At 53.7% G+C, this 26,979-nt stretch carries 22 protein-coding genes, 2 tRNA genes, 1 other RNA gene and 1 pseudogene; 5 read left to right on the top strand and 21 right to left on the bottom strand.

All coding sequences use genetic code 11. The annotated features are described in order from the left end of the window. Positions 1 to 124: 124 nt before the first annotated feature. Positions 125 to 1,663, bottom strand: a complete 1,539-nt coding sequence (gene gltX, locus LVD14_RS10825) for a glutamate--tRNA ligase (RefSeq protein WP_237134092.1) — start codon at positions 1,661 to 1,663, stop codon at positions 125 to 127. 144 nt (positions 1,664 to 1,807) lie between these two features. On the opposite strand from gltX, the gene dusA reads away from it, so the two are divergent. After that, on the top strand, positions 1,808 to 2,854 hold the full coding sequence (gene dusA, locus LVD14_RS10820) for a tRNA dihydrouridine(20/20a) synthase DusA (RefSeq protein WP_237134091.1): 1,047 nt from the start codon (positions 1,808 to 1,810) through the stop codon (positions 2,852 to 2,854). Continuing rightward, positions 2,855 to 3,310 carry a TerB family tellurite resistance protein gene (locus LVD14_RS10815; protein WP_237134090.1) on the top strand — a complete coding sequence of 152 codons (456 nt, stop codon included), beginning with the start codon at positions 2,855 to 2,857 and terminating at the stop codon, positions 3,308 to 3,310. Between the two features lies 1 nt (position 3,311). Here the strand turns inward: LVD14_RS10815 and LVD14_RS10810 are convergent, their stop codons facing one another. From LVD14_RS10810 to LVD14_RS10720, 19 genes and pseudogenes are all read right to left on the bottom strand, one after another. Then, positions 3,312 to 4,031 (bottom strand): VacJ family lipoprotein, encoded by a 720-nt coding sequence (locus tag LVD14_RS10810; RefSeq protein WP_237134089.1) that lies wholly within the window; start codon positions 4,029 to 4,031, stop codon positions 3,312 to 3,314. Positions 4,032 to 4,060: 29 nt separating this feature from the next. Next, positions 4,061 to 7,765, bottom strand: a pseudogene (gene hrpA / locus LVD14_RS10805) (ATP-dependent RNA helicase HrpA); the annotation flags it as partial. 41 nt (positions 7,766 to 7,806) lie between these two features. Next, entirely contained in the window at positions 7,807 to 9,468 is a 1,662-nt protein-coding gene (locus tag LVD14_RS10800) for an AMP-binding protein (RefSeq protein WP_237134087.1), read from the bottom strand. Positions 9,469 to 9,569: 101 nt separating this feature from the next. Continuing rightward, positions 9,570 to 10,748: a vWA domain-containing protein gene (locus tag LVD14_RS10795; RefSeq protein WP_237134086.1), complete on the bottom strand. Its 1,179-nt coding sequence runs from the start codon at positions 10,746 to 10,748 to the stop codon at positions 9,570 to 9,572. 6 nt (positions 10,749 to 10,754) lie between these two features. Continuing rightward, positions 10,755 to 11,597 (bottom strand): AAA family ATPase, encoded by an 843-nt coding sequence (locus LVD14_RS10790; RefSeq protein WP_237134085.1) that lies wholly within the window; start codon positions 11,595 to 11,597, stop codon positions 10,755 to 10,757. A gap of 10 nt (positions 11,598 to 11,607) precedes the next feature. Then, positions 11,608 to 11,940, bottom strand: coding sequence for a hypothetical protein (locus tag LVD14_RS10785; RefSeq protein WP_237134084.1), 333 nt, complete (start codon positions 11,938 to 11,940; stop codon positions 11,608 to 11,610). A gap of 82 nt (positions 11,941 to 12,022) precedes the next feature. Further along, positions 12,023 to 12,475: a YcgN family cysteine cluster protein gene (locus LVD14_RS10780; protein WP_237134083.1), complete on the bottom strand. Its 453-nt coding sequence runs from the start codon at positions 12,473 to 12,475 to the stop codon at positions 12,023 to 12,025. Then, positions 12,468 to 13,670 carry a ribonuclease D gene (gene rnd / locus LVD14_RS10775; RefSeq protein WP_237134082.1) on the bottom strand — a complete coding sequence of 401 codons (1,203 nt, stop codon included), beginning with the start codon at positions 13,668 to 13,670 and terminating at the stop codon, positions 12,468 to 12,470. The genes LVD14_RS10780 and rnd overlap by 8 nt, the downstream gene beginning before the upstream one ends. Further along, on the bottom strand, positions 13,667 to 14,263 hold the full coding sequence (recR, locus tag LVD14_RS10770) for a recombination mediator RecR (protein WP_237134081.1): 597 nt from the start codon (positions 14,261 to 14,263) through the stop codon (positions 13,667 to 13,669). Before recR ends, rnd begins: the two co-directional genes overlap by 4 nt. A gap of 9 nt (positions 14,264 to 14,272) precedes the next feature. Further along, positions 14,273 to 14,599 (bottom strand): YbaB/EbfC family nucleoid-associated protein, encoded by a 327-nt coding sequence (locus tag LVD14_RS10765; RefSeq protein WP_237134080.1) that lies wholly within the window; start codon positions 14,597 to 14,599, stop codon positions 14,273 to 14,275. Next, positions 14,586 to 16,379 carry a DNA polymerase III subunit gamma/tau gene (gene dnaX, locus LVD14_RS10760; RefSeq protein WP_237134079.1) on the bottom strand — a complete coding sequence of 598 codons (1,794 nt, stop codon included), beginning with the start codon at positions 16,377 to 16,379 and terminating at the stop codon, positions 14,586 to 14,588. Before dnaX ends, LVD14_RS10765 begins: the two co-directional genes overlap by 14 nt. 168 nt (positions 16,380 to 16,547) lie before the next feature. Further along, positions 16,548 to 16,644: signal recognition particle sRNA small type (ffs, locus tag LVD14_RS10755), an RNA gene on the bottom strand. Positions 16,645 to 16,734: 90 nt separating this feature from the next. Then, a complete protein-coding gene (locus LVD14_RS10750; RefSeq protein ID WP_237134078.1) occupies positions 16,735 to 18,660 on the bottom strand; it encodes a pyrroloquinoline quinone-dependent dehydrogenase in 1,926 nt (641 codons plus the stop codon). Beyond that, positions 18,647 to 20,593, bottom strand: coding sequence for a pyrroloquinoline quinone-dependent dehydrogenase (locus LVD14_RS10745; RefSeq protein ID WP_237134077.1), 1,947 nt, complete (start codon positions 20,591 to 20,593; stop codon positions 18,647 to 18,649). Before LVD14_RS10745 ends, LVD14_RS10750 begins: the two co-directional genes overlap by 14 nt. A 554-nt stretch (positions 20,594 to 21,147) precedes the next feature. Continuing rightward, positions 21,148 to 21,235, bottom strand: a tRNA-Ser gene (locus LVD14_RS10740). A gap of 59 nt (positions 21,236 to 21,294) precedes the next feature. Beyond that, positions 21,295 to 22,158, bottom strand: a complete 864-nt coding sequence (queF, locus tag LVD14_RS10735; protein ID WP_237134076.1) for an NADPH-dependent 7-cyano-7-deazaguanine reductase QueF — start codon at positions 22,156 to 22,158, stop codon at positions 21,295 to 21,297. After that, entirely contained in the window at positions 22,158 to 22,931 is a 774-nt protein-coding gene (locus LVD14_RS10730) for an ABC transporter permease (RefSeq protein WP_237134075.1), read from the bottom strand. The genes queF and LVD14_RS10730 overlap by 1 nt, the downstream gene beginning before the upstream one ends. Positions 22,932 to 22,949: 18 nt before the next feature. Then, positions 22,950 to 23,885, bottom strand: a complete 936-nt coding sequence (locus LVD14_RS10725) for an ABC transporter ATP-binding protein (RefSeq protein ID WP_237134074.1) — start codon at positions 23,883 to 23,885, stop codon at positions 22,950 to 22,952. 72 nt (positions 23,886 to 23,957) lie between these two features. Then, positions 23,958 to 24,033 (bottom strand) — tRNA-Glu (locus LVD14_RS10720). Between the two features lie 397 nt (positions 24,034 to 24,430). On the opposite strand from LVD14_RS10720, the gene LVD14_RS10715 reads away from it, so the two are divergent. The 3 genes from LVD14_RS10715 to LVD14_RS10705 all read left to right on the top strand — a co-directional run bounded on the left by LVD14_RS10715 (position 24,431) and on the right by LVD14_RS10705 (position 26,289). Next, positions 24,431 to 25,204 (top strand): hypothetical protein, encoded by a 774-nt coding sequence (locus tag LVD14_RS10715; protein WP_237134073.1) that lies wholly within the window; start codon positions 24,431 to 24,433, stop codon positions 25,202 to 25,204. A gap of 156 nt (positions 25,205 to 25,360) precedes the next feature. Next, positions 25,361 to 25,603, top strand: coding sequence for a hypothetical protein (locus LVD14_RS10710; RefSeq protein ID WP_237134072.1), 243 nt, complete (start codon positions 25,361 to 25,363; stop codon positions 25,601 to 25,603). A gap of 23 nt (positions 25,604 to 25,626) precedes the next feature. Continuing rightward, positions 25,627 to 26,289, top strand: a complete 663-nt coding sequence (locus tag LVD14_RS10705) for a dUTP diphosphatase (protein ID WP_237134071.1) — start codon at positions 25,627 to 25,629, stop codon at positions 26,287 to 26,289. A 98-nt stretch (positions 26,290 to 26,387) separates the two neighbouring features. Here the strand turns inward: LVD14_RS10705 and nfuA are convergent, their stop codons facing one another. Continuing rightward, positions 26,388 to 26,975, bottom strand: a complete 588-nt coding sequence (gene nfuA / locus LVD14_RS10700; RefSeq protein ID WP_237134658.1) for a Fe-S biogenesis protein NfuA — start codon at positions 26,973 to 26,975, stop codon at positions 26,388 to 26,390. Positions 26,976 to 26,979: the final 4 nt, after the last annotated feature.

Raw genomic sequence — 26,979 nt, 5'->3', positions numbered from 1 at the left:
TATCTCTGAACGGAATCAGCTGTGTCTGGACTTCCAAGTGACACCTGCTTCCTGCAGAGACCGCGCATTTTAGGCATCGGACTCTGTTGTGTCAATGCCCGATTTAGCTTATTTGCCGGATAAACTATTCAGACTCAGGCAGCTCAAAATCCTGCAGGTCCCTGAAGGTTTTTTCCAGTGCCTTGGCCTGTTTCTTGGAGACGCCGCCCAGCACTTCCACTGCGTACCGCAAGCGGGCCCGGGTGACATCCAACCCAAGTATGACCATCGAGTCGATTACCGAAACCGATACCGCACGGCCGGTGACGGCCACGAACAATGGAAACAGGGTCTCGCGAATCTTCAGCCCCTTGAATGCCGACAGCCTGCGACAGGCCTGTTCGATGGCCGGTTTATCCCATTGCGGTAACTGCTCCAGCTGCCACGCCATCAACTGCAGAAGCTCCCTGCTCTGCTCCGTATCCAGCTGCTTGTGCGCGAAATCACCCTCGGTCACTGGCAGCAGACCGCTCAGGAAAAAGCCAGCCAGTGGTATGACATCGCTGAACCGTTCAACACGCTCTTTGACCAGCGGAATTACCTGTTTCAGGCGCTCTGCGTCAAATGCCCATTCGGCGTAAAGCTCCGCGAAGGTCTCGGTGTCGAGATCTTCACGAATGTATTTGCCGTTCAACCAGTTGAGTTTGTCGATATCAAATACCGGCCCACCCAGGGAGACGCGGTCAATATCAAACGACTGCTCCATTTCTGGCAGGGAAAATTTCTCGCGACCATCTGGCATGGTCCAGCCCATCATGCCCAGATAATTCACCATGGCCTCGGGCAGATAACCCATGTCACGGTAGTAATTGATACTGGTGGGGTTCTTGCGTTTACTCAGCTTGCTTTTGTCCGGATTGCGCAGCAGTGGCATATGACAGAACTGCGGTGGCTCCCAACCGAAGTGCTGATACAGCAAGAGGTGCTTGGGCGTTGAGTTGATCCACTCCTCACCACGAATGACGTGAGTAATGCCCATCAAGTGATCATCCACCACATTGGCAAAGTGATAGGTTGGCAGATTGTCTGATTTCATCAGCACCTGCATGTCGATCTGCTGCCAGTTGATGCGGATTTCACCTCTCAGGCGATCGGTAAATACGCACTCGCCTTCCTGCGGAACTTTCATACGAACCACATAGGGCTCACCGGCGGCCATCTTGCTGCTGACTTCAGCATTGCTCAAATGCATGCAGTGTCCATCATAGCCCGGCGTCTGCTTGTTGGCGGTCTGTTCAGCGCGTAGCGCATCAAGGCGTTCACTTGTGCAGAAGCAGCGGAATGCGTGTCCGCTATCCAGCAACTGGTTAATGTGTTTGCGATAGATATCGCTGCGCTGGCTTTGACGATAAGGGCCGTGTGGTCCACCGATGTCCGGACCTTCCGCCCAGTCGAGTCCAAGCCAGCGAAGCGCACGCAGGATATCCTGCTCTGATCGTGCCGTGCTGCGCGTCTGGTCAGTATCCTCGATGCGCAGGATGAACTCACCTTTATGCTGGTTCGCAAAACAGCGGTTAAACAGCGCGATATACGCGGTGCCAACGTGAGGGTCGCCTGTCGGCGATGGTGCGATCCTGGTTCTGACAGGGGTGGCGGAGTTACTGGACGCCGTAGTGTTGGACATGTTTCTCCCTAGAGTCATAGATTGCCAAATATGGCTGCAAATTATACGCGATGGGGTCTGCAAGCTCTACGCCCGCAGGCACCTGGCTGTCAGCATGTTATACTGACTACCATGCAGCAAACACCTTCCAATGTGACTTCTTTGATGAACTCTACTGAACCTTTCGTTTCCTCTGCCGGTCCGTCAGATCCGGTTGCGACACGCCGTTTTTGTGTCGCGCCTATGCTGGATTGGACAGATCGTCACGAGCGTTACTTTCTGCGCCTGATCAGCCAGCATGCCTGGCTGTACACTGAGATGGTGACCACTGGAGCACTGATACATGGTGACGCCGATCGTCATCTTCGCTTTGATGCCGCCGAACACCCAGTTGCACTGCAGCTGGGAGGCAGCGACCCACAGGCCATGGCGCAATGCGCTGCGCTGGCAGCAGATTATGGCTACGATGAAGTAAATATTAATGTTGGCTGCCCCAGTGATCGCGTTCAGTCGGGACGTTTTGGCGCCTGTCTGATGGCAGAACCTGAGCTGGTGGCCAGTTGCGTGCGGGAGATGCGTAAATCATGCCCTCTTCCCGTCACAGTAAAAACCCGAATCGGCATTGATGAGCACGACAGTGACGAATTTGTGCAGGATTTTATCGAGAAAGTCGCCGGCGCAGGCTGCCAGACTTTTATACTGCACGCCAGAACCGCGTGGTTGCAGGGGCTGAGCCCCAAGCAGAACCGGGAAATACCGCCACTGCAATACGATCGCGTATTCCGTATGAAGCAGCGCTATCCAGAGCTCGAGATTGTCATTAATGGTGGCATAAACAGTCTTGAGGCTTCCAGATCGCTGCTGAAAACGGTTGATGGCGTGATGCTGGGGCGTGAGGCTTATCAGAACCCCTACCTGCTGGCCGGTGTCGACCGGAATCTGTTTGGCAGCGCGGCGCCGGTTGCGGAGCGATCCGTGATTATCGAGCGTTATCTACCTTATGTGCGTGAGGAACTGAAGGCCGGCACACCGCTCCAGCACATGACCCGCCATATTCTCGGTCTTTACAAGGGCGAGCCGGGTGGCAAACTGTTCAGACGTCATCTGAGCCAGCACGCTTTTCGTAAAGATGCAGGAATTGAAGTGCTTGAGGATGCTACTGCGCTGGCTGAACAGGCCAGGTCACGATCATTGCAAAGGGAGTCAGCCTGAATGCTAGCTGCTGTAAAACGTTTTTTTGAGGCTCAACTTTCCACTGCTGCCACAGAGACTGATTCAGAGCGAGTCTGTCGACTGCAACTGGCCAGTGCAGCACTCATGTTTGAGTTGCTAAAAACAGACCGGCACATCGACGCGCGAGAAACCGCCAAACTAAGGGACATTGTGGCAACTCAGTTCAAGCTGGACAGCGCCCGCCTGGATGAGATCATCGAGTTGGCTGAGCAGGAAGCCGAGCAGGCTGTTTCACTCTACGAATTCACCAGTCTTGTGAATGAGCACTACCAGTACGAGGAGAAGGTTGAACTGATCAGAACCTTGTGGGAACTGGCGATGGCAGATGAGGTTCTGGACAAGTACGAGGAGCAGATGATCAGAAAAACCGCTGACTTGATTTATGTTTCACACAGCGATTTTATAAAGACCAAACTGCAGGTCAGGGATCAGTAGCCTAGTCCCAGTCCCACTCCTGATCCCAGTCCTGATTGGCCTGACCATCATTCACCAGATACTCTCGCTGCTGCAGGTAGGCCTCGCGCATGAAGATGTAGGGATCACCAGTAATCAGCGATTCCACCGACATCGCATCAACACGCTTGTCCAGTTGTTCCAGGGCAAATGCACTGTTTCTGATCCTGACATTGTCCTGATGACTGATGGGATTGGTAGCCGTATCAACCGAAAACCCGATGGCATCACGCAAGGTGCTTGGTCCAAACAGCGGCAGCACGATATAAGGTCCTGTGCCTATTCCCCAGTAGCCCAATGTCTGACCAAAGTCTTCGTCGTTGGGCGTGAAACCTATGGCAGTTGCCACATCCAGCAGGCCACCGATACCGATGGTGGTGTTGATCATGATGCGCCCGGTGTCATTGGCAGCCGCTTCGAGTTTCATTTGCAGCAGGTTATTGGCCAGGACGCTGATGTCGCCGATATTCGAGAAGAAGTTACTGACGCCCTGGCGCGCAGGCCCCGGGATGTATTTACGGTAGCCGCGAGCAACTGGCAACAAAAAGTGTTTGTCCATGAACTGGTTGAATGCATGGACCTTGGTGTTGACAGGTTCCAGTGGGTCGGAGACAAACTGCTGTGCCAGCACTTGACCGGAAAAAGTGGGCGAGCCCACCAGTACAACAGTCAACACAACACTCGCAGGCGTGAACTTCTTCATCAGGGACACCTAAAAAATCAGGGGCATAATTATCGCAAATTCGTGGATGACTTGATATCCCCCAAACGGGCAGCATCAATTTGTTTCTGCAGTCGCTTAATCGATACCGGCTGGCGTGTACCCAGGTTTTGCGCAAACATAGACACGCGCAGCTCCTGCAGTTGCCAGGGAAACTGGGGCAGCACCGAGCTGTTTCTTTCCCGCAGGCTCTGCCATTGCTGGTACAGGTTCTGGATCTGCGTCGCATCACTCAGATCCCGCTCCGGATTGCCAGGAAGCTTCTCAATTCGTGCCCTCAAGGCTTTGATATACCGAGGGTATTCCCACAACCAGTCGCCCGGCACTGAGTCTGGAAAATTGTCAGCAAACAACTGTTCAAGCTGCGCTCTGATATCGGCAGCATTGCGTTTGAACCGGCTTTCCAGTGCTTTCAATGGCTGCTGCAGTGCAAACACGTCCTCATAAATGCCTGTCATCAAGCGACTTAATTTTTCCCCCAAAGCCACAACCTCAGCTTTACCGCGCGTCAGCTGTTTTTCGAACGCAGGCTGACTGGTCGGTCTGACACTGCCCGTCTCAAATGCCAGTCTGTACGCTGCAAGCAGGGTTGCCTCCTGCCAGTCGGCAGGCAGCATGGCCTGCTTCAGGCCCAGGGATTTCTTGAGATGCGCAAAACGATCCTGCAACATCTGCCGTTGTTGCGGGGTTCTAAGCATATACAACCGAGCCAGCCCGCGTTCAGTCAACTGTTGTGCCCTGTCCGGGTCCTCAGTCAGTACGCTGCTGACACTGTTGCCATCATCACGCAGCGCGGGATATCGCTGCAGCCTGACACCACCCTGCATGATTTCGATCTGCACTGGAAACTCGTCCAGGGTCCAGCTGGTCAGTCCAGCTTGTTCCAGTGGATGCTGAGCGGGAGCTGGCATCTGAGCAGTAAACCGCCGTTTCAGATCCTCAAGATCCTGACCTGAGCCCAGCAGCTTACCGCGTTCGTCGACTACTTTGACGGTGGCACGCAGATGCGCAGCAAGGCTGGATTCATCCCAGGCATCCACCGGGATCTGCAGCTGCTTTTCGCGCCAGGCCTGTTCGGCAAGCATACTATCGAGAGCAGGTCTGGCCTGCGTACCTACACGTTCAAGTGCTCTGTTTACGAATTCAGGTACGGGTACCAGATGTTTACGGATCATTTTGGGCAGGCTTTTGACGAGACCTACACAGCGCTCGTGCAGCAATCCAGGCACTGCCCAGTCCAGGTCCTGTTGTGACATCTGCGCAAGTAGTGTGCGAGGGACGGTAATGCTTGCGCCATCGTCGGCTTTGCCCGGTGTGAATCGGTAGTCAATCGCGAGTCGGTTCTGTTGGACAACTGTGCGATCCGGAAACGCACGCGCGCTGGTTTCGTCAATCTGACGTGCCAGCACGTCCTCGGCTGACATTTGCAATGTAGCGCCAGCATTGTCCTGCTTTCTTAGCCAGCGTTGCAGTGCCGCCAGGGTGTTCACGTGTTCTGGCAACCTGTTGGCATAAAACGCTGCAAGATCCTCATCGGGTACAACAATATCCGGACGACGTTCCTTCTCTTCCTGCTTGCGGTATTTTTCAATCAGTTTTTGGTTGTGGCGCAGAAATGCCGCGCGAGAATTGATCTCGCCGGTGACCAGGGCTTCCCGGATAAAAATTTCGCGAGCCAACGCGGGATCGATCCTGCCAAACGAGACTCGACGCTTTTCAATCAACACCAGACCAAAAAGAGACACACGTTCAAAAGCGACCACTTCTCCACGCTTCTTCTCCCAGTGTGCCTCGAAATACTCCCGTCTAACCAGGTGTTCTGCAGCATTAATCAGCCAGTCGGGCTCGATACGTGCTGCCTGGGTCGCGAATAGACGACTGGTTTCCATCAATTCGGATGTCAGGATCCAGCGTGGCTGCTTTCTACTCAGAGTCGAAGAGGGAAATATCGAGAATTTGCGACCGCGCGGCGCGACATACAAACCATCCTGCCCTTTCTGTCCGAATTGGCTGAGTGATCCTGGCAGCATGGCCCTATGCACACTTTCATAATCGATCTCGGTATCATCCTGCACCTTGCCTTTTGCCTTGCGCGCAAAGGCGGCCTGCTGACAGGCAAGCAGCAACTGACGGTGTGTTTCACGCCATTCGCGAAGGCGCAGCCAGGATAGAAAATTCTCCTTGCAGTACTTTTTGAACTGCGACTGCGACATGTCCTGGCGCTGTTGCTCTACCGCGTTCCACAACAGAACCCAGGACAGGAAATCCGACTCCGGGTGTGCGAATGCAGCGTGACGCTCGCGTGCCGCCTGGCGCTTTTCAGCGGGGGTGTCGCGAGGATCCTGAATGCTTAATGCGCTGACGATGATAAGCAGTTCTGCCAGACAGTGACGATTTGCTGCTTCAATAAGCATGCGACTGAGTCGTGGATCCGCTGGAACCCTTGCCATGGCCCGACCGACAGGCGTCAGTTGACGATCACGATCAATAGCATCCAGTTCGTCGAGCAGCCTGAATCCATCATTTATGGCCCGCTGGTCGGGTGGCTCAACAAACGGGAAAGATTCAATGTCTCCCAGCCTCAGAGCCAGCATCTGGAGAATTACCGCACTCAGATTGGTCCGCTGAATCTCAGGATCGGTAAATTCAGGGCGCCCCAGAAAATCACTCTCGCTATAAAGCCTGACGCAGATACCACTGGCCACTCGACCACACCGACCTGCCCGCTGATTGGCACTGGCCTGAGACACGGGCTCTATTGGCAGGCGTTGTACCTTGCTCTGCACACTGTATCGACTGATACGGGCAAGACCCGTATCTATCACATAGCGTATACCTGGCACGGTAAGCGAGGTTTCAGCGACGTTTGTGGACAGAATAATGCGCCTGCCACGATGCGGGCTGAATATGCGTTGTTGCTCCGATTGAGACAGCCGGGCATAGAGGGGTACGATTTCTGTATCGGCTAGTGACTGTTTACGCAGTTCAATCGCGAGCTCGCGAATGTCGCGCTCGCCGCTAAGAAATACCAGTACGTCCCCAGGCCCCTGCCCCAGTTTGCTTTCGTGCTGCCTGAACAGTTTCAGGGATCTGAGAACGCCATTAAGAACCCAGTCATCAGCAAGCTCAGCTGCTTGTGTATTCTCGCCATCGGCTGGATCCTGGTAAACAATTTCTACCGGATAGGTGCGGCCCGATACGCTGACTATTGGCGCCCCAGAGAAGTGTTGTGCGAATCGCTCAACATCAATGGTTGCTGAGGTGATGATGATTTTGAGATCAGGACGCTTTTTAGTCAGCTGCTTGAGGTAACCCAACAGGAAATCGATGTTCAGGCTGCGCTCGTGAGCTTCGTCCACGATGATGACATCGTAGCGAGACAACAGACGGTCCTGCTGAATCTCAGCTAGCAGGATGCCATCGGTCATCAGCTTGATGTGTGTCTCGGGGCTGGTGACGTCATTGAAGCGCACCTGATACCCGACGCCAGAACCCAGCGCCATACCAAGCTCTTCTGCTATACGGGCCGCGACCGAGCGAGCCGCCAGTCGGCGTGGCTGGGTGTGTCCAATCATGCGATCCTGGCCGAAGCCAAGCTCAAGACAGATCTTGGGAATCTGGGTGGTTTTGCCGGAGCCGGTTTCACCGGCAATAACCACAACCTGATTCTCTGTAATGGCCTGCGCTATTTCTCCGCGCTTTTCCGATACCGGTAATTCCGGTGGATACGATATCTGCACAAGCCTGCCTGCTGAATTCAACCAGATTTATTCAGTTCCTGCTCGCGAAGCTCGCGACGCAGAATTTTACCAACATTAGATTTGGGCAGATCGTCGACAAATTCAATCTGTTTGGGCACCTTGTACGCGGTCAGATTTTCGCGGCAATAACTCTCCACATCCTTAATGTTGAGCACAGAGTCGCGGCGTACAACAAACAGTTTGATGGTTTCGCCACTTTTGTCACTGGGCACACCAATGGCTGCACTTTCTGCGACGCCTGGATGTGCGTTGACAACTTCCTCGACCTCGCTCGGGAACACATTAAATCCAGAGACGATAATGAGGTCCTTTTTGCGGTCAACAATCCGGATGTATCCCTCCTCATCAATCTGGGCAAAATCGCCGGTTTTAAACCAGCCTTCGGCAGTGATCGACTCGGTAGTTGCCTTCTCGTTCTGCCAGTACCCTTTCATGACCTGCGGGCCGCGTATCCAGAGTTCGCCTTTTTCATTAAATCCGGTATCGTTACCCTCCTCATCTACTGTCATGACGTCGGTGCCTGGGACGGGTGGCCCTACGGTGCCAATTTTGACCTTGTCGTGGGGGTTTACGCTGACCACTGGAGAACACTCTGTCAGGCCATATCCCTCATAGATCTGACATCCGGTTACTTTAGCCCACTCTTCTGCGACGCTTATGGTCAATGCCATACCGCCCGATCCGGTGAAGCGCATCTTACTGAAATCAACTTGCGCAATATCTTTGTGCCGGCACATGGCCAGGAACAGTGTGTTCAGACCAACAAAACCGTTAATCTCGGGCAGCGCCTGCAGCGTCTTTATTAACTCATTGATGTCACGGGGATTGGGAATCAAGACATTAAGATTTCCGGCGTAGACGGCAGCCATGCAGTGAAACATGAAAGCGTAGGTATGATACAGCGGCAGCGGTGCAACAATAGTATCTCTGCCATCCTTGATCAGCGCCTTGCTCACCTGACGCAGCTGCATCATATTCACGATCAGATTCTGGTGCGTCAACATGGCGCCCTTTGCCAGACCAGTTGTGCCGCCTGTGTAGAGCACGATAGCGACATCGGTTCCACTTGATACGCTTGAGAAGCTGCCTGAACTCTCTTTCATGACCTGGTCCCAACTTCTGGCTGATGCAATGTTCCAGGCTGGCACCATGCGCTTTACACGCTTGACCACAAAATTAACGATGGTCTTTTTAGGTTGCGGCAGCATATCTGCCAGGCGGGTAGTGATGACACAGCTGATGTCGGTTTCCGGGAGAATCTTTTCCAGGTTATGACAGAAATTTTCAAGGATGATGATCCCCTTGACACCGGAGTCAGTGAACTGGTGTTTCATCTCACGTGCTGTGTAAAGTGGGTTGGTGTTCACGATAACCAGACCCGCTCGAGCAGCAGCCATCACGGCAACGGGAAACTGCAGCAGGTTTGGCAACTGTATGGCAATACGATCACCTGGCTTGAGGCCGCTATGCTGTTGAAGCCAGCCCGCCAGCCTGGCGCTGTATCTGTCGAGGTCCGCGTAGGTCAGTGTATGACCCAGACACTGAAACGCCTGCTTGTCCGCATGACTAGAAAATGCATATTCAAAAACATCGGTAATCGTTGAAAAACGTGAGGCATTCATGTCGCCGCTTGTTTCAAGCGCTGGTGCCGTGAACATTATGATTTCCCCTTTTACGTGTGACGTCGTCCGAGTTTCCGATAACCAGTCAGATAAAATCACTGCTGGCTCAGGTTTTTCTGCTGTTATTTACTCATCTTTTATTTGCTTAGCCTCTGCATTGCCTGCTCCAGACCTTTGACAGACATCGGATACATACGATCCCCTATCAACTGCCTGACTATGGCAATAGAGTAACCATGCTCCCAGTGCTGCTCTGGCACCGGGTTGATCCATGCCAGATGCTCGTAATGGTCTGTCATCCGCTCCATCCAGACTGCACCGGGCTCTTCATTGTAGTGCTCAATGCTTCCACCCGTATGGGTTATTTCATAGGGTGCCATTGTCGCATCGCCGACAAAGATCACTTTGTAGTCTTTGCCGTATTTGTTCATCAGATCATGCAGCGATGTTGTTTCGCCATGGCGGCGCCGGTTCTTGCGCCACACGGATTCATAGATGAAGTTGTGAAAATAGTAATACTCCAGATGTTTGAATTCAGATCTCGCGGCAGAGAATAACTCTTCACACATCTGGACATAGGGATCCATCGAGCCGCCGACGTCAAAAAAGATCAGTACTTTGACGGCGTTGTGTCGCTCTGGAACCATCTTGATATCCAACAGCCCTGCATTACGGGCCGTCGATGAAATTGTATCGTCGATATCCAGTTCTTCCTGTGCACCAGTGCGGGCGAATTTACGCAAGCGCCTTAATGCCAGTTTCATATTTCGGGCGCCTATCTCAGCTGTGTCGTCCAGGTCGCGATATTCGCGTTTGTCCCAGACTTTGGCTGCACGGCCTTCTTTGCCTTCATCCTGCCCGATCCGGATTCCTTCCGGATTGTAGCCGAACGCACCAAACGGTGAAGTCCCGCCCGTGCCGATCCATTTGTTGCCGCCCTGGTGTCGTTCCTTCTGTTCCGTGAGTCGTTCCCGGAACGCCTTCATTAATTCTTCCAGGCCGCCCAGAGCCTGTATCTGACGCCGCTCTTCAGGTGTCAGAACACTATCCAGCTGTCTGCGCAGCCAATCGTCTGGAATCATCTCGCGCAGCAGATCATCCAGGACAGTCAGTTCCTTGAAGTACCTGGAGAAGGCGCGATCAAAACGGTCATAGTATTTTTCATCCTTGACCATGCACATCCGGGCCAGCAGATAGAACTGATCCATATCTGCAAACGCATAGTCGCGCTCAAGACAATCAAAGAGTGTGAACAGTTCACCAACAGTGACTGGTACTTTTTCGCGGCGCAATGTGTAGAAAAAGCGGATCAACATAGGCGATCAGCGTTTTGCTCTGTGCATAAAGGCCAGTTTCTCCAGCAAATGGACGTCCTGTTCATTCTTGAGCAGCGCACCATAAAGCGGCGGTATGGCACTGGTGTTGTCCTGGTTGCGGAGAATCTCCTCCGGGATATCGTCGGCCATCAGCAGCTTCAGCCAGTCTATAAGCTCGGATGTAGAAGGTTTCTTTTTCAGACCAGGTACCTTGCGCACATCAAAAAATACGTCCATGGCCTGGGAGACCAGTTCTTTCTTGATGTCCGGATAATGTACTGCAACGATCTTTTCCATCGTGACCGGGTCAGGAAACTTGATGAAATGGAAGAAGCAGCGGCGCAGGAACGCGTCAGGTAATTCCTTTTCATTGTTGCTGGTAATGATAACAATCGGGCGATGTTTGGCCTTGATACGCTGACGAGTTTCATAAACATAAAACTCCATTTTGTCGATTTCAAGCAGCAGATCATTGGGGAATTCGATGTCTGCCTTGTCAATCTCGTCGATCAGCAGGACAACCTGCTTGTCAGCATCAAAGGCTTCCCAAAGCTTGCCTTTAACGATGTAGTTGGCAATGTCATGTACTTTGGGATCACCCAGCTGAGAATCGCGAAGACGAGAAACCGCATCATATTCATACAGGCCCTGTTGCGCCCGTGTGGTCGACTTGATATGCCACTGAATAAGTTCAAGCCCCAGTGACTGTGCGATCTGCTCAGCCAGCATGGTCTTACCTGTGCCAGGCTCACCTTTGATCAATAGTGGCTTCTGCAGGCTGATGGCGGCATTGACTGCCATCTGCAGTTCGTCAGTCGCCACGTATTCTTTTGTGCCAGTAAAGCGCATAGTGTCCTCGTCAGTTTCTTTTTCTGCGAATCAGATTCCAAAATAACCCTACAACTATAGCCAGCATCAAGGCCAGAGTCAGGGGCACCAGTGCCCTGATGAATGACTCGCCGCCGACTGTGATAAGGTCAAGCAGGATGACAATTACCGCAGGCGCCATCAGATCTTCATCTGGGGCAATTGTCCACGGTGTGTAAATCAGTGCAATCATGATGCCGCGCAAGACATTGGCCAGTGCCTTGGGGCGGATGAAACCAGTGGCCTTGTAGAACAGAATATAACAAAGCGTGCCGGCGCTAAGGTAAATGGCCCAGGCGGTCAGATAGCCATAAATATTCAACATCGGCAGCAGACTCCTTTCTTGTTGTCTTGCGCATTTGTGCTTTTGGCACCAGCGCCAATGGCGGTTATGGCCGTTGTATGCATCAGGGTGTCACCCAGCGAATGACATGTTCTTCCAGACCGTCCTCATGCACGTATTCTTCGGACAGCACGCGGCCCGTCACTTTGATTCCCTGCTCCTGCATGGCTTCACTAGAGCCCGTCAACAAAGGGTGCCAGGACGGTAGCGGTTTACCCTGATATCTGAGTTTATAGGCACAAGTACCCGGAATCCAGTCGAGAGACTTTGCCAGAACGTCCATATCCAGTACCAGGCAGTCTGGCACCAGAACCTGGCGGTTGCCATATGCCGTGCAGCTGCAGGCCTGCTGGTCCAGCAATCGGCACACGACGCGTGTGTACCACAACTCACCATCTTCGTCCTGCAGCTTCTTCTGGCAACAGCGCGCGCAACCGTCGCACAATGCCTCCCACTCTGCCCTGTTCAGAGTCTCGAGGGGACGCTCCCAAAAAGGTACATCCTTGTTGTCAGTCATGGCGCCGACCCTCCTGGTCATCACCAGACCCGACAGGACCTACTGCTTTGCCAAGCGCCCTTTGCAAAGGCGCCTGCAGCAGACTCTGCCGCCACGGCTGGAAGTCTTCAGGCCAAACCAGCTGCTCCTTGGCACCCTGACTGCCAGCATCCTGCTGGTTCAGACGCAGAATCTGAATGAGGACTTTTTTCCTGGCCAGAATTTCCTCTGCAATCTCTGTCTGGCTGGCGACATCCCGAACTGCGCGCTGCATGCTCTTTAACAATCCTCGCTGAAGGTTATCGAGGGGTGCGCCCTCCAGTGAAGCGGGGATATCCGGATCAACAGCAGTGCTTTGCAGGATCAAGTCAATAACAGCCTCAGCATCCCGGTTGTAGAGACTACGGGTCAGGTCCGGAATCTTTTTAAGAGCCTCGACAGAAGAAGGCATCCGCTGGGCCAGGGTTATCAGATCCGGGTCTCTGGCGATCCAGGTCCTAGGCTTGTTGCGCAGCCGCGCCTGTTGCTCGCGCCACAGACATAGCGATTTGAGAGCGCCCAACTGTCTGGCATCGAGGCGCCAGGCGGCTCCCATCTGCCGATACAGATCTTCCCAGTTATCCTGTTGTTCGGTTGCGAGCGCTAGTTGGCGCATCAACTCGCACTCCTCCTCTACCATTGTCAGTCGGCTTTTGCTGACCAGCTCAGCGACGAGTTGCTGATAAAGTGAAGGGAGGTATTTTACGTCCAGGGCCGCATAGTGAAGCTGTTGACTGGTCAACGGGCGCTGTAACCAGTCGGAACGGGTCTCTCCCTTGTCAAGTTCAACGCCAATTAGTGTTTTGACCAGGTTCAGGTAGCTGATACTTGGACCATGTCCAAGGAACGCGGCTGCTTTCTGGGTGTCAAAAAATGGCTGTGGCAGGCAACCGAAAAAGTCCAGGAAAAGAATCAGGTCCTCAGAGCCAGCGTGCAGTACTTTGACGATATCGGGCGCAGTCAGCAGGTTCAGTAACGGCTGCCACTGGTCTATGCTCAAAGGATCGAGCAGGAACGCAGAAACGCCGTCAGAAAGTTGTATCAACCCAGGCTTGGGATAAAACGTATTAACCCGGATGAACTCTGTGTCCAGAGCCAGTACAGTCTGCGTCTGCAGTTTCTCACACAGCTCTGCCAGTCGTTCATTACTGCTGATTATCTCGTAGTCAATGCTCATCGAAGTCGCAACCGGCCATTAAAAGCATGGCTTAATGTTCCGCCATCAACGTATTCGAGTTCACCGCCAACCGGCACGCCATGAGCAATGCGAGATACCGCGACTTGCCTGTTTTCCAGCAAACCCGAGATGTAGCAGGCAGTCGCTTCACCCTCAACGGTCGGGTTGTTGGCCAGTATGATCTCCTGTACAGGACGACTGTCGAGCAAAGCCATAAGCTCATCGACACCAATTTCCTGAGGGCCTATGCCATCAATGGGTGACAGGTGACCCGATAAAAGAAAATACAACCCGCGGTAGCTGCCAGCCTGCTCAATGGCAAACATATCAGCAGGCGAACCCACGACACATAGCAGCGACTGATCTCGGGCGGGATTACTGCAAAGCCTGCATACCGGCTCCTCGGTCAGAGCTCTGCACTGACTGCATCTTCCCAGTCGATCCAGCGCTTCTTTGAGGACCTCACTTAACTGCGCAGCGCCATTGCGATTACGTTCCATCAGGTGAAGCGCCATACGCTGTGCGGATTTTGGCCCGACACCGGGCAGGCATCGCAATGACTGAATGAGTTGTTCCAGCAGTTTACTGTGCATGCTCAGGGCTCAGAATGGGAATTTGAAACCATCCGGCAGCTTCATGCCGGCGGCCATTTGACTCATTGAGTCCTTGTTACCGTCATCGAGTTTTTTAACTGCGTCGTTTATCGCCGCGACGATCAGATCTTCAATGATTTCTTTGTCCTCAGTCATCAATTCATCACTGAGTTCAACGCGTCTGGCATCGTAACGTCCGCCCAGCTGAACTTTGACCATGCCGGCACCCGATTCGCCAGTAACAGTGCGTTTAGCGGCTTCTTCCTGAGCCTTCTGCATCTGCTCCTGCATTTTTTTAGCCTGTTGCATCAACTCGTTAATATTAAAATCGCTCATATTCTGTCCTCAATTGCTCAATACTTGCATCGAAGGTTTGAACCAGTGCTTTGACACCGGGGTCATTGTGAAATCGTTGGTGGAGCGCAGCGATCGCTTCCTGTTTTTCCCGTGCGCGGCGCTGGGCAGGCGACTCCTGATTCAGCTCTCCAATACTGATGTTTACAGTGACCGGATACCCCAGTGAATCTGACAGCGCATGTGCGATATGTTCTGCATGATCTGTCGAATACAGGGCGCTTTGCTGTTGATCCAGAGTCAGGCTTAGCTGATCATTTTGCCTGTCGCTAAGCACACAGTTCCAGAGAATATTGCCACTGATGCCCGCAAGCCCGCTGCGTTGCACCAGGTCATACCAGTCCCAATCACTGGACTCGATTTTGCCGGGCTGGGAACCCCCTTCAGGGTTTACTGGAGCAGGCCCCTCACCGACACTCACATCTGCCTCAGCCGCCATGTCCAGCGCAGGCTCAGGCGTCTCCGCAGGGAAGTCTGGCGCAGGGGCGACTGACTGAACAGGAATCTGATTCATTGCGTCATCGTCAGCCGGAGCCTGCTCAATCTGCGGGGGAACATCGTGTCTGGTGGCAGGTTCGCTGACGGCGTCATTGTCTGACGGCGACGTCTCTGAAATGGTCAGTTCAGGCTTTTTTTTTTCACCCTCGGGCACGAGGTCGGCCTGAGCACGGGAAAAGACATCGGGGCTGAATGCCAGCATGCGCAACATCGCCATCTCAAAACTGATACGGCGATCTGGAGAGAAGTGCATTTCCTGCATTGCCTGCATGGCAAACTGGTAATAGAGCTGCACGTCTTCACCCGACAGCTTGCCTGCCAGTGACGTTATCTGCTCCTTGTCGCCTTCGCTGTTGTCCACAGCGTCCGGAAGAGTCTGTGCAACCGCCAGGCGATGGAGCACGGATGTAAAATGAGAAAGCAGACGCTCAAAATCCGGATTATTCTCTGCGGCGTTAGCCACCAGCGTCGTTATGGCTGCGCCATCGCGGCCGGCCAATGCCTCCAGCAAAGCAAAAATCAGACCGTGGTCCGGTGTTCCCAGCAGATCGGTGACAGCGCCAGTATGAACACGGCCCTCGCCAAAGGAGATGCTCTGATCCAGCAAGGTCAGGGCGTCCCGCATGCTGCCTGCCGCGGCTCGCGCGAGTTGCCAGAGCGCATCTTCCTCATACTCAATCTGCTCTGCGGTCAGGACAGACTCCAGGTAGCTGACTATCTGTCGCGGCGCCAGATTCTTTAGATGGAACTGCAAACAGCGCGACAGCACAGTCACTGGCAGTTTCTGTGGATCTGTTGTTGCCAGCAGGAACTTGACGTGGGGTGGTGGCTCTTCAAGGGTTTTCAGCAGGGCATTGAAGCTGTGCGTCGACAGCATGTGTACTTCGTCGATCAGGTAGACCTTGTAACGGCCACGCGATGGCGCGTACTGAACGTTTTCAAGGAGCTCGCGGGTATCTTCAACGCGCGTTCGGGAGGCGGCATCCACTTCGATCAGATCTATGAAGCGCCCTTCAGATATTTCACGACAGGCATCGCATGTACCACAGGGCGTGGCAGTGATGCCGGTCTCACAGTTCAGACAGCGGGCCAGAATACGCGCAACCGTTGTTTTGCCGACTCCGCGAGTACCAGTAAACAGATACGCATGGTGAAGGCGCTGCTGTTCGAGAGCATGAGTGAGGGTCTGCAGCACATGTGTCTGCCCGGCCATTTCACTGAAATTTTTCGGTCGCCATTTCCTGGCAAGTACCTGATAACTCATGCGTCAGCTGCAAGCTCTGTGGTTAAACAGCTATTGTATTGCAATCGTCCGGTCAGGGACAGGGCTGAAGCAGCTCCAGTGTGTGTCAAAAAACAAAAATGTGAGCAGAGCGAGGATGCCTGGATGCAGACGGTCTGAATGGGGAGTTTGCAAGAATTTGGGGGCACCTCCCGCCAGCCACACCACGGCACATGAGTTCGCTGCTACCGTTGCTCCCTTCCGGGCCTGGCGGGGTTTACAGCGTATCATTGCGCGGGGACCGACAGGAGGTACCATAACGCCTGATGCGGCACACGTGATGTCACATCAGGGGCGGCATTATGGTCAAATTCAACGGGCTAATCAAGCGCTGCGATCAGAGTTCGTTGCCCTGAGCTTCGGCTGGCAGGCTCAAGGCAAGCAGTCGCGTATCGGGACCGGCACCAACAGCCATGACAATAAATTGCCTGCTGTCGACCATGTAGCTCATTGGTGTGCCCATCGGTGGCAACGGAAGATCCAGCTCACTGACCACCTTGCCCGTCTGCTTGTTGTAACTCCTGAACACGGGTCTTGCGCCATCCAGCTGCGCCACAAAGAGCAGCGACTCAGTCAGCAAGGGCCCATTGCGTCCGAAGCTGCCAACCGGGCCGGGATCATCGATTCCCATGTCGATCAGCCGTTGGCGTATACCTTCACCATGCGGCACCATCCACAAGTGCTCGCCGGTATTCAGGTCGATGGCGGTAATTCTGGCGTAGGGAGGTTTGATCAGTGGCAGACCCTGAGGACCCTGAATATCAAAGCCTCTGTCCCGGATAAACCCAAAATCTGACTCGCCAGGATCAGGTCTGCGCAGGCGCACAAAACGTGGCGCCGAGAATGATGGCACATACATGACCCCCTCTTCCGGATCTACGGCTGCCCCGGTCCATGTTGCGCCGCCGCTATAACCGGGAAATAGGATCACACCGCGTTCGGAGGGCGGCGTGTACAATGGTCCGTAGTCGACTTCGCTGATCAGATCCAGTGCCTCGGCACGTAGCTCGGGTGTAAAATCGATCAGCGTCGCATCCGATATCCCCTGTGGTTCAAACGGTGCTGGCCTGGTCGGAAATGGCTGCGTTGGCGACGTGCGCTCACCCGGTACAGTTGACTGGGGTACTGGCCGCTCTTCGATTGGCCAGACAGGATCACCGGTCATTCGATCCAGAACATAGACAAAACCCTGCTTGCTGACCTGGGCCACTGCTTTGATGGCTTCACCATCAACCGAGATATCCACCAGGTTAGGGGCAGCCGGCAAATCGTAGTCCCAAAGGCCATGCCGGACGGCCTGAAAATGCCAGATCAGCTCACCAGTCTCGGCATCGAGACAGACCAGACTTTCGGCATACAAGTTGTCACCCAGGCGGTGCCCGCCATACCAGTCGTTGTTGGGAGTACTCACGGGCAGATACACATAGCCGGTTTCAGGGTCGGCACTCATCAGGGTCCAGACGTTGGTTGCACCTGCCGATTGCCAGGCATCGTTTTCCCACGTTTCGGTCCCGGGCTCATCACCCTGCGGGACAGTGTGGAATATCCAGCGCTGCTCGCCTGTTTGAGCATCAAAACCACGCACATGCCCGGGCGGAACCTGGTCAGTGAAATACGGCACGTCGTTGATTGAGGATCCAACGACGATGACATCGTTGATAACAAGCGGCGGAGATATGGCACCATACTGGCCAATGGTCGCGCTGGAACCCAGACCCTGTTTGAGATCCAGTTGACCATTATTGGCAAAATTCGGGTCGGGCTGTCCGGTGCGCGCATTCAGGGACCATAAGACGCCATCATTGGCCGCCATCAGAACGCGACCATCAACCCCATCATCCCACCAGGCTACGCCACGATGATTGTTATTGAAGTTAGGATGCCGACCGCGCTGCCAGGACCCGGTATCGAAGGTCCATAGCTCCTCCCCCGTCAGCGCATCAACGGCGCCCACTTGCCCCAGCGACGTGCTGACGTACAGCGTGCCGTTTACCATTAATGGTGTAGATTTATACTCGGCGGCACTGACATCGGAGCGGCTCTGGAACAGTTCGTTGTCCGGAGTCTCCCACATCCAGGCAATTTGCAACTCCCCGACATTCTCCGCATTGATCTGCTGCAATGGCACGTATTTGCTGGATGTCAGATCTGAACCGTAACTTGTCCATTCCTGTTGCTGCGCCCCTGCCTGATCTGCTGACGTGAGGATCAGACCCAGCGCAATCAGGGCAACGCCCGCGCGCGTCAAATCAAGGTAATGCATAACTGACAACTCTTGCGTCCGTACCACCGCCCAGGGCGATGGCGATATATTGTTTATCCCCCACCATGTAACTCATGGGCGTCGCGGCCGGCGACGATGGCAGGTCCAACTCGTGAACAACCTCACCGGTTGATTTGTCGAACGCCCGCATCACAGCACGTCCACCGTCCTGCTGGGCCACAAACAACAGGGTTTTGGTCAATACCGGTCCGGTTCTGGAGGTTGAACCGACCGGTCCCGGGTCTGCCAGACCAAGATCAATGATACGTTGACGAATGCCTTCGCCATGTGGGACGACCCAGGCGTGTTCGCCACTGTTCATATCAATGGCGGTAATTCGTCCGTAAGGCGGTTTGGTCAACGGCAGACCCTGTGGACCTGACACGGATGTGATGCCACCCCGGACATAACGGAAGTCAGAGCTGCCAGCCTCAGGTTCTACCAGTTGCGCGACAATTGGAGCACTGCCCGAAGGGATATACAGCATGCCGGTTTCTGGGTCAGCTGCAGCTCCCTGCCAGCCACCACCTCCGGTCCAGCCTGGCAACAACACCGTGCCCCGCAATGATGGGGGTGTAAACAGCGGGCCATAATCAAATGGCGCGAGCGCCTCTTCTGCCTGAGCGCGCAGCTCGGGAGTGAAGTCAATCAATGTGGCATCTGATATACCCTGAGGCTCGAACGGGGCGGGACGTGTGGGATGCGGCTGCGTTGGTGAAGCACGCTCACCGGGGACGGTTGAGGCCGGTACCGAACGTTCTTCTATTGGCCAGATGGGCTCACCGGTCTCACGGTTCAGGACATAAACAAACCCCTGTTTGGAAATCTGCGCAAGCGCCTTTACGGGCTCTCCGTCGACCGTAATATCCATAAGGTTCGGGGCGGCGGGCAAGTCATAGTCCCAGAGTCCGTGATGCACTGTCTGAAAATGCCATCGTCTTGCCCCCGTCTGAGCATCGACAGCAATTATTGTTTCGGCAAACAGATTACTGCCCAGTCTGTGACCGCCATACCAGTCGTTGGTCGGCGTGCCAGTTGGCAGATAGATCAGGTCAAGCTCGGGATCCGAGCTCATCTGTGTCCAGACATTAGTGTTACCCACTGTCTGCCAGGCACCGTTTTCCCAGGTTTCATTGCCGAACTCGCCGGGCTGTGGGATGGTTCTGAATATCCAGCGCTGCTCGCCAGTGCGGACGTCAAAAGCCCGTACATGGCCGGGTGGCGCGAGTTGATAAGTCGGCACGTCGTTTATCACTGAGCCAACAACTGCCAGATCGCCATGAATTAACGCGGTGCTGACCATAGAGTAGGCGCGACGATTAATCTCACGCCCCAGTCCCTGTGCCAGGTCGACTTTGCCATCAACCCCAAAAGCGGGATCGGGCAAGCCCGTTTCAGCATCGATGGACCACATCCAGGAATCATTGGTCAGCACAATGATGCGTTGCGCATCACCATCAGTCCAGTAGCTGACACCACGTGTGTTGTAGCCAAGATTAGCCGGGCGACCGGCTTCCCAGGCACGGGTATCAAAGGTCCATAGCGTTTCCCCACTCTCCCCGTCAATGGCCGCCACCCGGCCGAAGGAAGAATTGATGTAGAGCACGCCGTCTATGGCAATAGGCGTCGATTTATAGGCGCTCGGAGTGGCCGCAAAATTGCCGGCCTCATGGTTGGCAGCGACCGTAGCATTGTCGGGTGAATCCCAACTCCACGCCAGTTGCAGTTGGTTCACATTATCTTCATTGATCTGATCAAAAGGCACATATTTGCTGGATGCCTGATCGGAGCCGTAGTGAGCCCAGTCATTGGCCAGGCTGCCGCTAGACAGTGTGACAAATGCTGCCGTGATGATGTGGGCCAGTAATAGGCTACGTTTTCTTGGTGAGTCAGCTGGAGGTACACTTTGCCCGCGGTAACAGGATGGCTGCATGGTGATCTCTCTTTGTTTTTTTATTTTGTTGGTCGAGAGGGATAGTACACCAATGCTGTTGGGGCGCAACAGGCGGTGGCGAGGCTGGATCTAACCACCTGATCGGTTTGTTGTCGGACCGTGGCACTAGCGCTTTTGTTCGGGGTCTGCTATGAAAGTTTTACTGCGGGGATTCTTAAAATGGCGGTGAGGGAGGGATTTCATTCGCCGCTGCGCGGCTCACCCCGTCGGGGCGTCACCTGGCGGTGACGTGCTGCGCATCGCAAAGCGATGCTTGTCGAACCCTCTGGTCGGGTTCTCATCCCTCCTCGAGGGCAGCGCTTTGTTCGGGGTCAGCTATGGACGTTTTACTGCGGGGACTTTAAAACTGGCGGTGAGGGAGGGATTGATCAAACAGCCTTAGGGCTGTTTGACCCGTTGGGCTTCGCGCTGACGCGCTCGTCTCCGATTGCGATGCAATCGGTCGAACCCTCTTTTCGGGTTCTCATCCCTCCTCGAGGGCAGCGCTTTGTTCGGGGTCAGCTATGATAGGTTTACTGCGGGGATTCTTAAAATGGCGGTGAGGGAGGGATTCGAACCCTCGATACGTTTCCGTATACACACTTTCCAGGCGTGCTCCTTCAACCACTCGGACACCTCACCGTTTTAAGGCGCGTAACTCTATAACATGGCAGTGGCAAATACAAGCGAATCCGCAGGAATTACTGGCGTAGTTCCCGCGGCAGGCTTTGTGGGGTAAGCCCGGCGCGTGTGGTGCGCAGCGGATTGATTTCCAGGCCGCCACGCCTGAGGAAATTGATGCTTACGGTCAAAGACTGGGGTCGGCAGATCTTCATCAGGTCACAGAAAATCATTTCCACACAGTGTTCGTGAAAGCCTTCATGTTGCCTATAGGAAATAATGTAGCGCAAAAGGCTCTCGTGGTTTATTGGCTGACCGGTGTACTCTATCGTAACACTGCCCCAGTCAGGTTGACTGGTAATCGGGCAGTTGGATCGAAACAGCTCCGAACGCAGCCTTTCGGAAACCGGGCCAGAGCTGTCTTCCCGAACGCCCAATAGAGCAGCATCAGGTGAGAAGGCTTCGGTCGCTATCTGCAGCTCATCCAACAGAACAGCGCTTGTATCAATCGACGTGTGATGCTCGCCCGCCGTCAGGGGATGCAGTCGCACCTGAACTGGCTTACCGGCAGCCAGGCTGAGGTCACGAGCTATCAGCTCGCTCGCTTCCTGCATGCCATCCAGTTTGTGCTGGTTCAATGAGTTGAAGTACAACTTCATTGACTTGGACTCAATCAGGTTTGGCGAGTCACAGGGAACGATGATGTCTGCGGTTGCCACAACGGGCTTACCTGAAGGCTGCAGCCAGGAAAGTTCATAGGCTCTCCAATGGTCAAAGCCGAAGAACGGCAGGTCCTTGTCTGCAAAATCGGCAGAACCGGTCCCGGCGGCAGCAAACGGCAGAAGCGCGCGATTGTCGCTTCGTGCAACACGATACAGTTGTGCAGGATCATATTGCTGCGGGTAACTGGTCTGTTTCCCCAGCGGAATGTCCGAGTGTCCCATCAATGTCGCAACCCCGTGCCACGTCGCAGCAGATAGAGCGCCACACCAAAAAGCAGAGCACTGAAGAAGACCAGCATGGACAGCGCCCAGTAAACGTTCACGTCACTGGTGCCCAGAATGCCGTATCTGAATGTATTGACCATATACAGCACAGGATTCAGAGCAGACACCCACTGCCCGGCCGCGGGTAGCAATTCGATTGAGTAGAACACACCACCCAGATAAATCAGCGGCGTCAGAACAAAAGTGGGAATGATGGAAATGTCGTCAAAGGTGTTGGCAAACAGTGCATTGATAAACCCTGCCAGGGAAAAAACCATGGCCGTCAAAAGCACCACCAGAACGGTCAGCCCGAGATGCGCAATGTTCAATGATGTGAAGACAAATGACATGATGGTTACGATGATGCCCACCAGCAATCCGCGGGCCATCCCGCCGGCTACAAACCCCAGCAGGATGATGTAGTTTGGAACCGGTGACACCAGTATCTCTTCGATACAGCGTTGGAACTTGTTGCTGAAGAACGAAGATGACACATTTGAGTAGGCGTTCTGGATAACCGCCATCATGATTAGGCCAGGCACTATAAAATCAATGTAATCGTAGCCCCCCATGTCCCCAATACGGCGACCAATCAGGTTGCCAAAAATGAGGTAATAAAGGCCGATTGTTATCGCAGGTGGCAACAGCGTCTGCATCCATATACGGGTAAAGCGCCGCACCTCTTTGATAAGAATCGTCTCGAAGGCTATGTATTTGTGTCCGTTGAACATAATGTGCCCCCTGCCCCGTTACTTCTGGGTGCTCAGGCTGGACAGGAACAGTTCCTCCAACCGATTGGTCTTGTTGCGCATGCTTTTGATCAATACATTCTGCTGCGACAGAACGTTGAAAAGCGCGTTGATATCACGACTGGTGCTCATACTGACCTCAAAACTGTGCGAATCAATCAGGTGGCTATGGATATCCGGGTCTTCGAATACTGGCGCAGCAGTGAGCTCACTGAACGTGTCGAATACCAGTGTCTGACGCGCCAGTTTGCCCAACAGACTTCGCATACTGGTGTTTTCAACAATTTCGCCATGATTAATAATGGCAATGTTGCGACACAGATGTTCTGCCTCTTCCAGATAATGGGTGGTCAGAATGATGGTTGTGCCACTTCTATTGATTTCCTGCAGGAAATCCCACATTGAGCGACGCAGTTCGATATCAACACCTGCCGTTGGTTCGTCCAGTATCAGCAGTCTGGGTTCGTGAACCAAAGCCCTGGCGATCATCAAGCGACGTTTCATCCCGCCAGAAAGCATTCTTGAGCGGTTGTCGCGCTTGTCCCACAGGTCAAGCTTCTTGAGGTATTTTTCTGTGCGTTCCTTTGCCAGCTGTCCCTTGAGGCCATAGTACCCGGCCTGGGTCATGACAATATCACCAACTTTCTCGAACTGACTGAAGTTTACTTCCTGCGGAACCACGCCCAGTGACAGTTTTGTCTGATAAACGTCGGTCGCCACATCCCGCCCGAAAATCTGGATCTGGCCAGACGTTGCACGAACCAGCGTGGAGATAATGCCGATGATTGTCGACTTTCCTGCCCCGTTGGGTCCCAGCAGCGCAAAGAAGTCGTTCTCGCGAACATCGAGATCGATTCCCTTAAGCGCCTGGTGGCCATTGTCGTAGGTTTTCTTCAGGTTTCGAATCGAGATTGCGTGGTGATTTTCTGTTTGCATGGCGGAACCTGATGACGTCGATTTCCGAATTATGGCCAAAAAAAAAGCCTGGCAAAAGCCAGGCTTAAAATATGGCGTCCCCTAGGGGTTTCGAACCCCTGTTGCCGGGATGAAAACCCGGTGTCCTAGGCCTCTAGACGAAGGGGACAGAAAACTTTGTTTCCTGCCTTGTTGCAGAAAGCGGCGCGAATTCTAAGAAGCTAACACGTCGCCGTCAAGTAAATTCTGTCAAACTGGACAACTTTTTTTCACTCTGATTTTGTACATTAGCTTACTCAGAGTTGTATCGCAGTTTCTTGCTGCTACCACCAGTCGAAACCGGTGACTCGAGAACACTGAATGCCCTACCGATGCAGCGCGCGCATAATAGCAAATAGATTCGGCAGCTGATAGAACTATTTTCAAAATATTTGTTTTTTTCGCATCAGCACCATATTTGCCCTGATGAGGGAGTCATCACTCGTCTTTACGGCATTTCCTTCACACCGGATCAACAGTGTTATAGTTAAGTATCCACACTCTGCAAACAGGGCCTGATTCGCACAATGTTAGTATTCTTCAGTCTAGTCTTATCGCTGGCGCTGGTCTGCGCAATCGCTTATGTACTCCACCGTCACCAGCAAAGAGCCCGCGTTGATGCAGTTGAGCGTGAACGCGGTTTACCTCCTCTGGACGTCGAAGTTCCTGAACTGGAACCGGAAGCAGAGCAGGCGCCATCAGAAGAGTCTGAGACATCAATCGCGGAACCGGAACAGCGTGTGACGGAAACAGCAACCACAGAACCAGGCCCTGCCCCTGAGGTGGAAGAAGAGTCCCGGGAACAAAACCACACCAACAAGTCTGAGCAGGAAGACAGTCCCTCTCCAGTCGCATCGCCCGGCGACTGGAAGCAGGTGGCGCAATCATTAAAGAACCAGGGGGACTACGATGCAGCGCTCTCTGCCTGTAATGTCGCCTGGCCACAGCTACAGGGATACCAGCAGGCTGCGATCATTGCCCGCGCTGCGGCCCGTGCAGCCACAGAGGAGTCAAGAGCCGACTGGCTGCAGACGCTTTACCGCCTGGCTGCAGAGGCCAGCCTGTTGCACGATAAAGTTCCTGGAGTCCCCGATCTTAAGTGGCAATCGCTGTCACAGCGTTTCACCGCCGAACAAATCGCACAAATTGAGTTGCCCTGGCGAGACCTGGGCCACGAGCACATGCGACTACTCAACAAGACCGACAGTCGCCAGATGGTAGATCTATGGGGCGAGCCCGAACGACAACAGAGTGCCAAAGCCTATCATCGAAGTCTGTTTGAACCGTCCCAAACGGCTTGAAACGCAAGCAAACTATTGAGTTCTAAGCGCAAATGTGCCAATCTCCAGAAAATTTATAAATTCAATTCGAGCGATGACTAATGCTATGGGCTTAGTGGCCGATAACCGTTGTCATGGTAAGATAACGGCGGTTGCAGTTTGTCAGAGAATTCCGGCATGAGCTTGACAGAAAAGCGAAAGCGCGCCCCATCGCTCCCCCAGGTTGAGCCAGATCTGCTCGACCAGGGGATTACTCAATTGAGCCTGGAAATCAAGACACTGCAGGACTGGATAGCTGATATCGATTCTTCCGACGCAGAACCCCGCCGCTTCTACGAAGATATGCTGCGAAGTCGTCGGGAGATGCTTGCGGCACTGCAGCAACAAAAGGCCAATCTGAGCAACACTGCAAATCACTGATCAGAAATCGACCGGACCTCACCATGCACGACTCGCTCTCCCCCCGGCAGGCTCGCACCATGCTGGAACTTCAGACTGCCATGAACTCTAAAGTCGACCCTGACTGGCTAAACGCTGGATACCCGTATCTGCGCGCAGTGCTTGTCGAAGCTGCCGAAGCGATTGAGCACCATGGCTGGAAATGGTGGAAAAAACAGACGCTGGACTTGCCGCAGCTACAAATGGAAGTGATCGATATATGGCACTTTCTTGTGTCTGAAGTGCTCTTGCGAGCCAGAGGCGATCTGGAAACATCCCTGAATCAGATTATACAGCCCACCAAAAGTGATTCTCTGCTCTTTGATGGCAGGGAATGGCAGCTGGGCGGTTTATCTATGCTTGAAAAGCTGGAGCTATTGACGGCGACAGCGGCTGCAAGGCGAATCGAACTGCCTCTGTTTGAACACATCATGCGTGATTGCGAGATGTCATGGAATGAGCTGTTTCGCCAGTACGTGGGTAAAAATGTTCTTAATTTCTTCCGACAGGACCATGGCTACAAGGAAGGAAGCTATCAAAAGCTGTGGCATGGGCGGGAAGACAACGAGCACCTGGTAGAGGCCATGTCGGGCTTGTCTGCCGAAACGGACGACTACCCTGCCCGACTATATCAGGCGCTGCTTGAGAGATATCCTGCAAGCCCCTGATAAGATTAAACTTGCAATGCTCGATTGATTTAACTGGCAGGATGAAAAACAGCGAGTGCCGCGACCAAAACCCGCGGCACAGCCAGACGGTTTACGGCCTACTTGAAGTAAGCGTTTTCCCGGTTGGTATGGTCGGTAACGTCGCGCACGCCGGTCAGGCCGGGAATCTGGTCCATCAGCGTCTTTTCCACACCTTCCTTCAGCGTCACATCTACCATGCCACAACCCTGACAGCCACCACCAAAGCGAAGTATCGCAATCGAGTCATCAACGATGTCTTCCAGGCTGACAACACCGCCATGCGAGGCCAGTGAGGGATTGATCTCATTATAAAGCACGTAGTTAATACGATCTTCCAGCGGGCTGTCGTCGCGGATTTTAGGCAGGCGTGAGTTAGGCGCCTTGATTGTAAGCTGACCACCCATGCTGTCTTTGGCATAGTCGACAACAGCTTCCTCCAGAAAAGGAATGCTGCGCTTTTCAAGCCAGGCATTAAATTCAGCGAACTCTTTCAGCTCATCTTCGTCTTTCTGCTCGCCAGGGCGACAGAAGGATATGCAGGTTTCGGCTTTCGGAGTCCCCGGATCCAGGATGAACACCCGTATGCCGACCCCTTCGGCATCCTGTTTCTTCAGTAACTGCGCCAGGTATTCCTGGGCTGGTTCGGTAATCGTGATCATAGCAATCCTC

Origin of the sequence: Pseudohongiella sp. O18 (genome assembly GCF_021729085.1) — a bacterium.
Classification (GTDB): Bacteria; Pseudomonadota; Gammaproteobacteria; order Pseudomonadales; family Pseudohongiellaceae; genus Pseudohongiella.
Note: the sequence above shows the minus strand (reverse complement) of the source record. Positions and strands in the feature narration are given on the sequence as shown.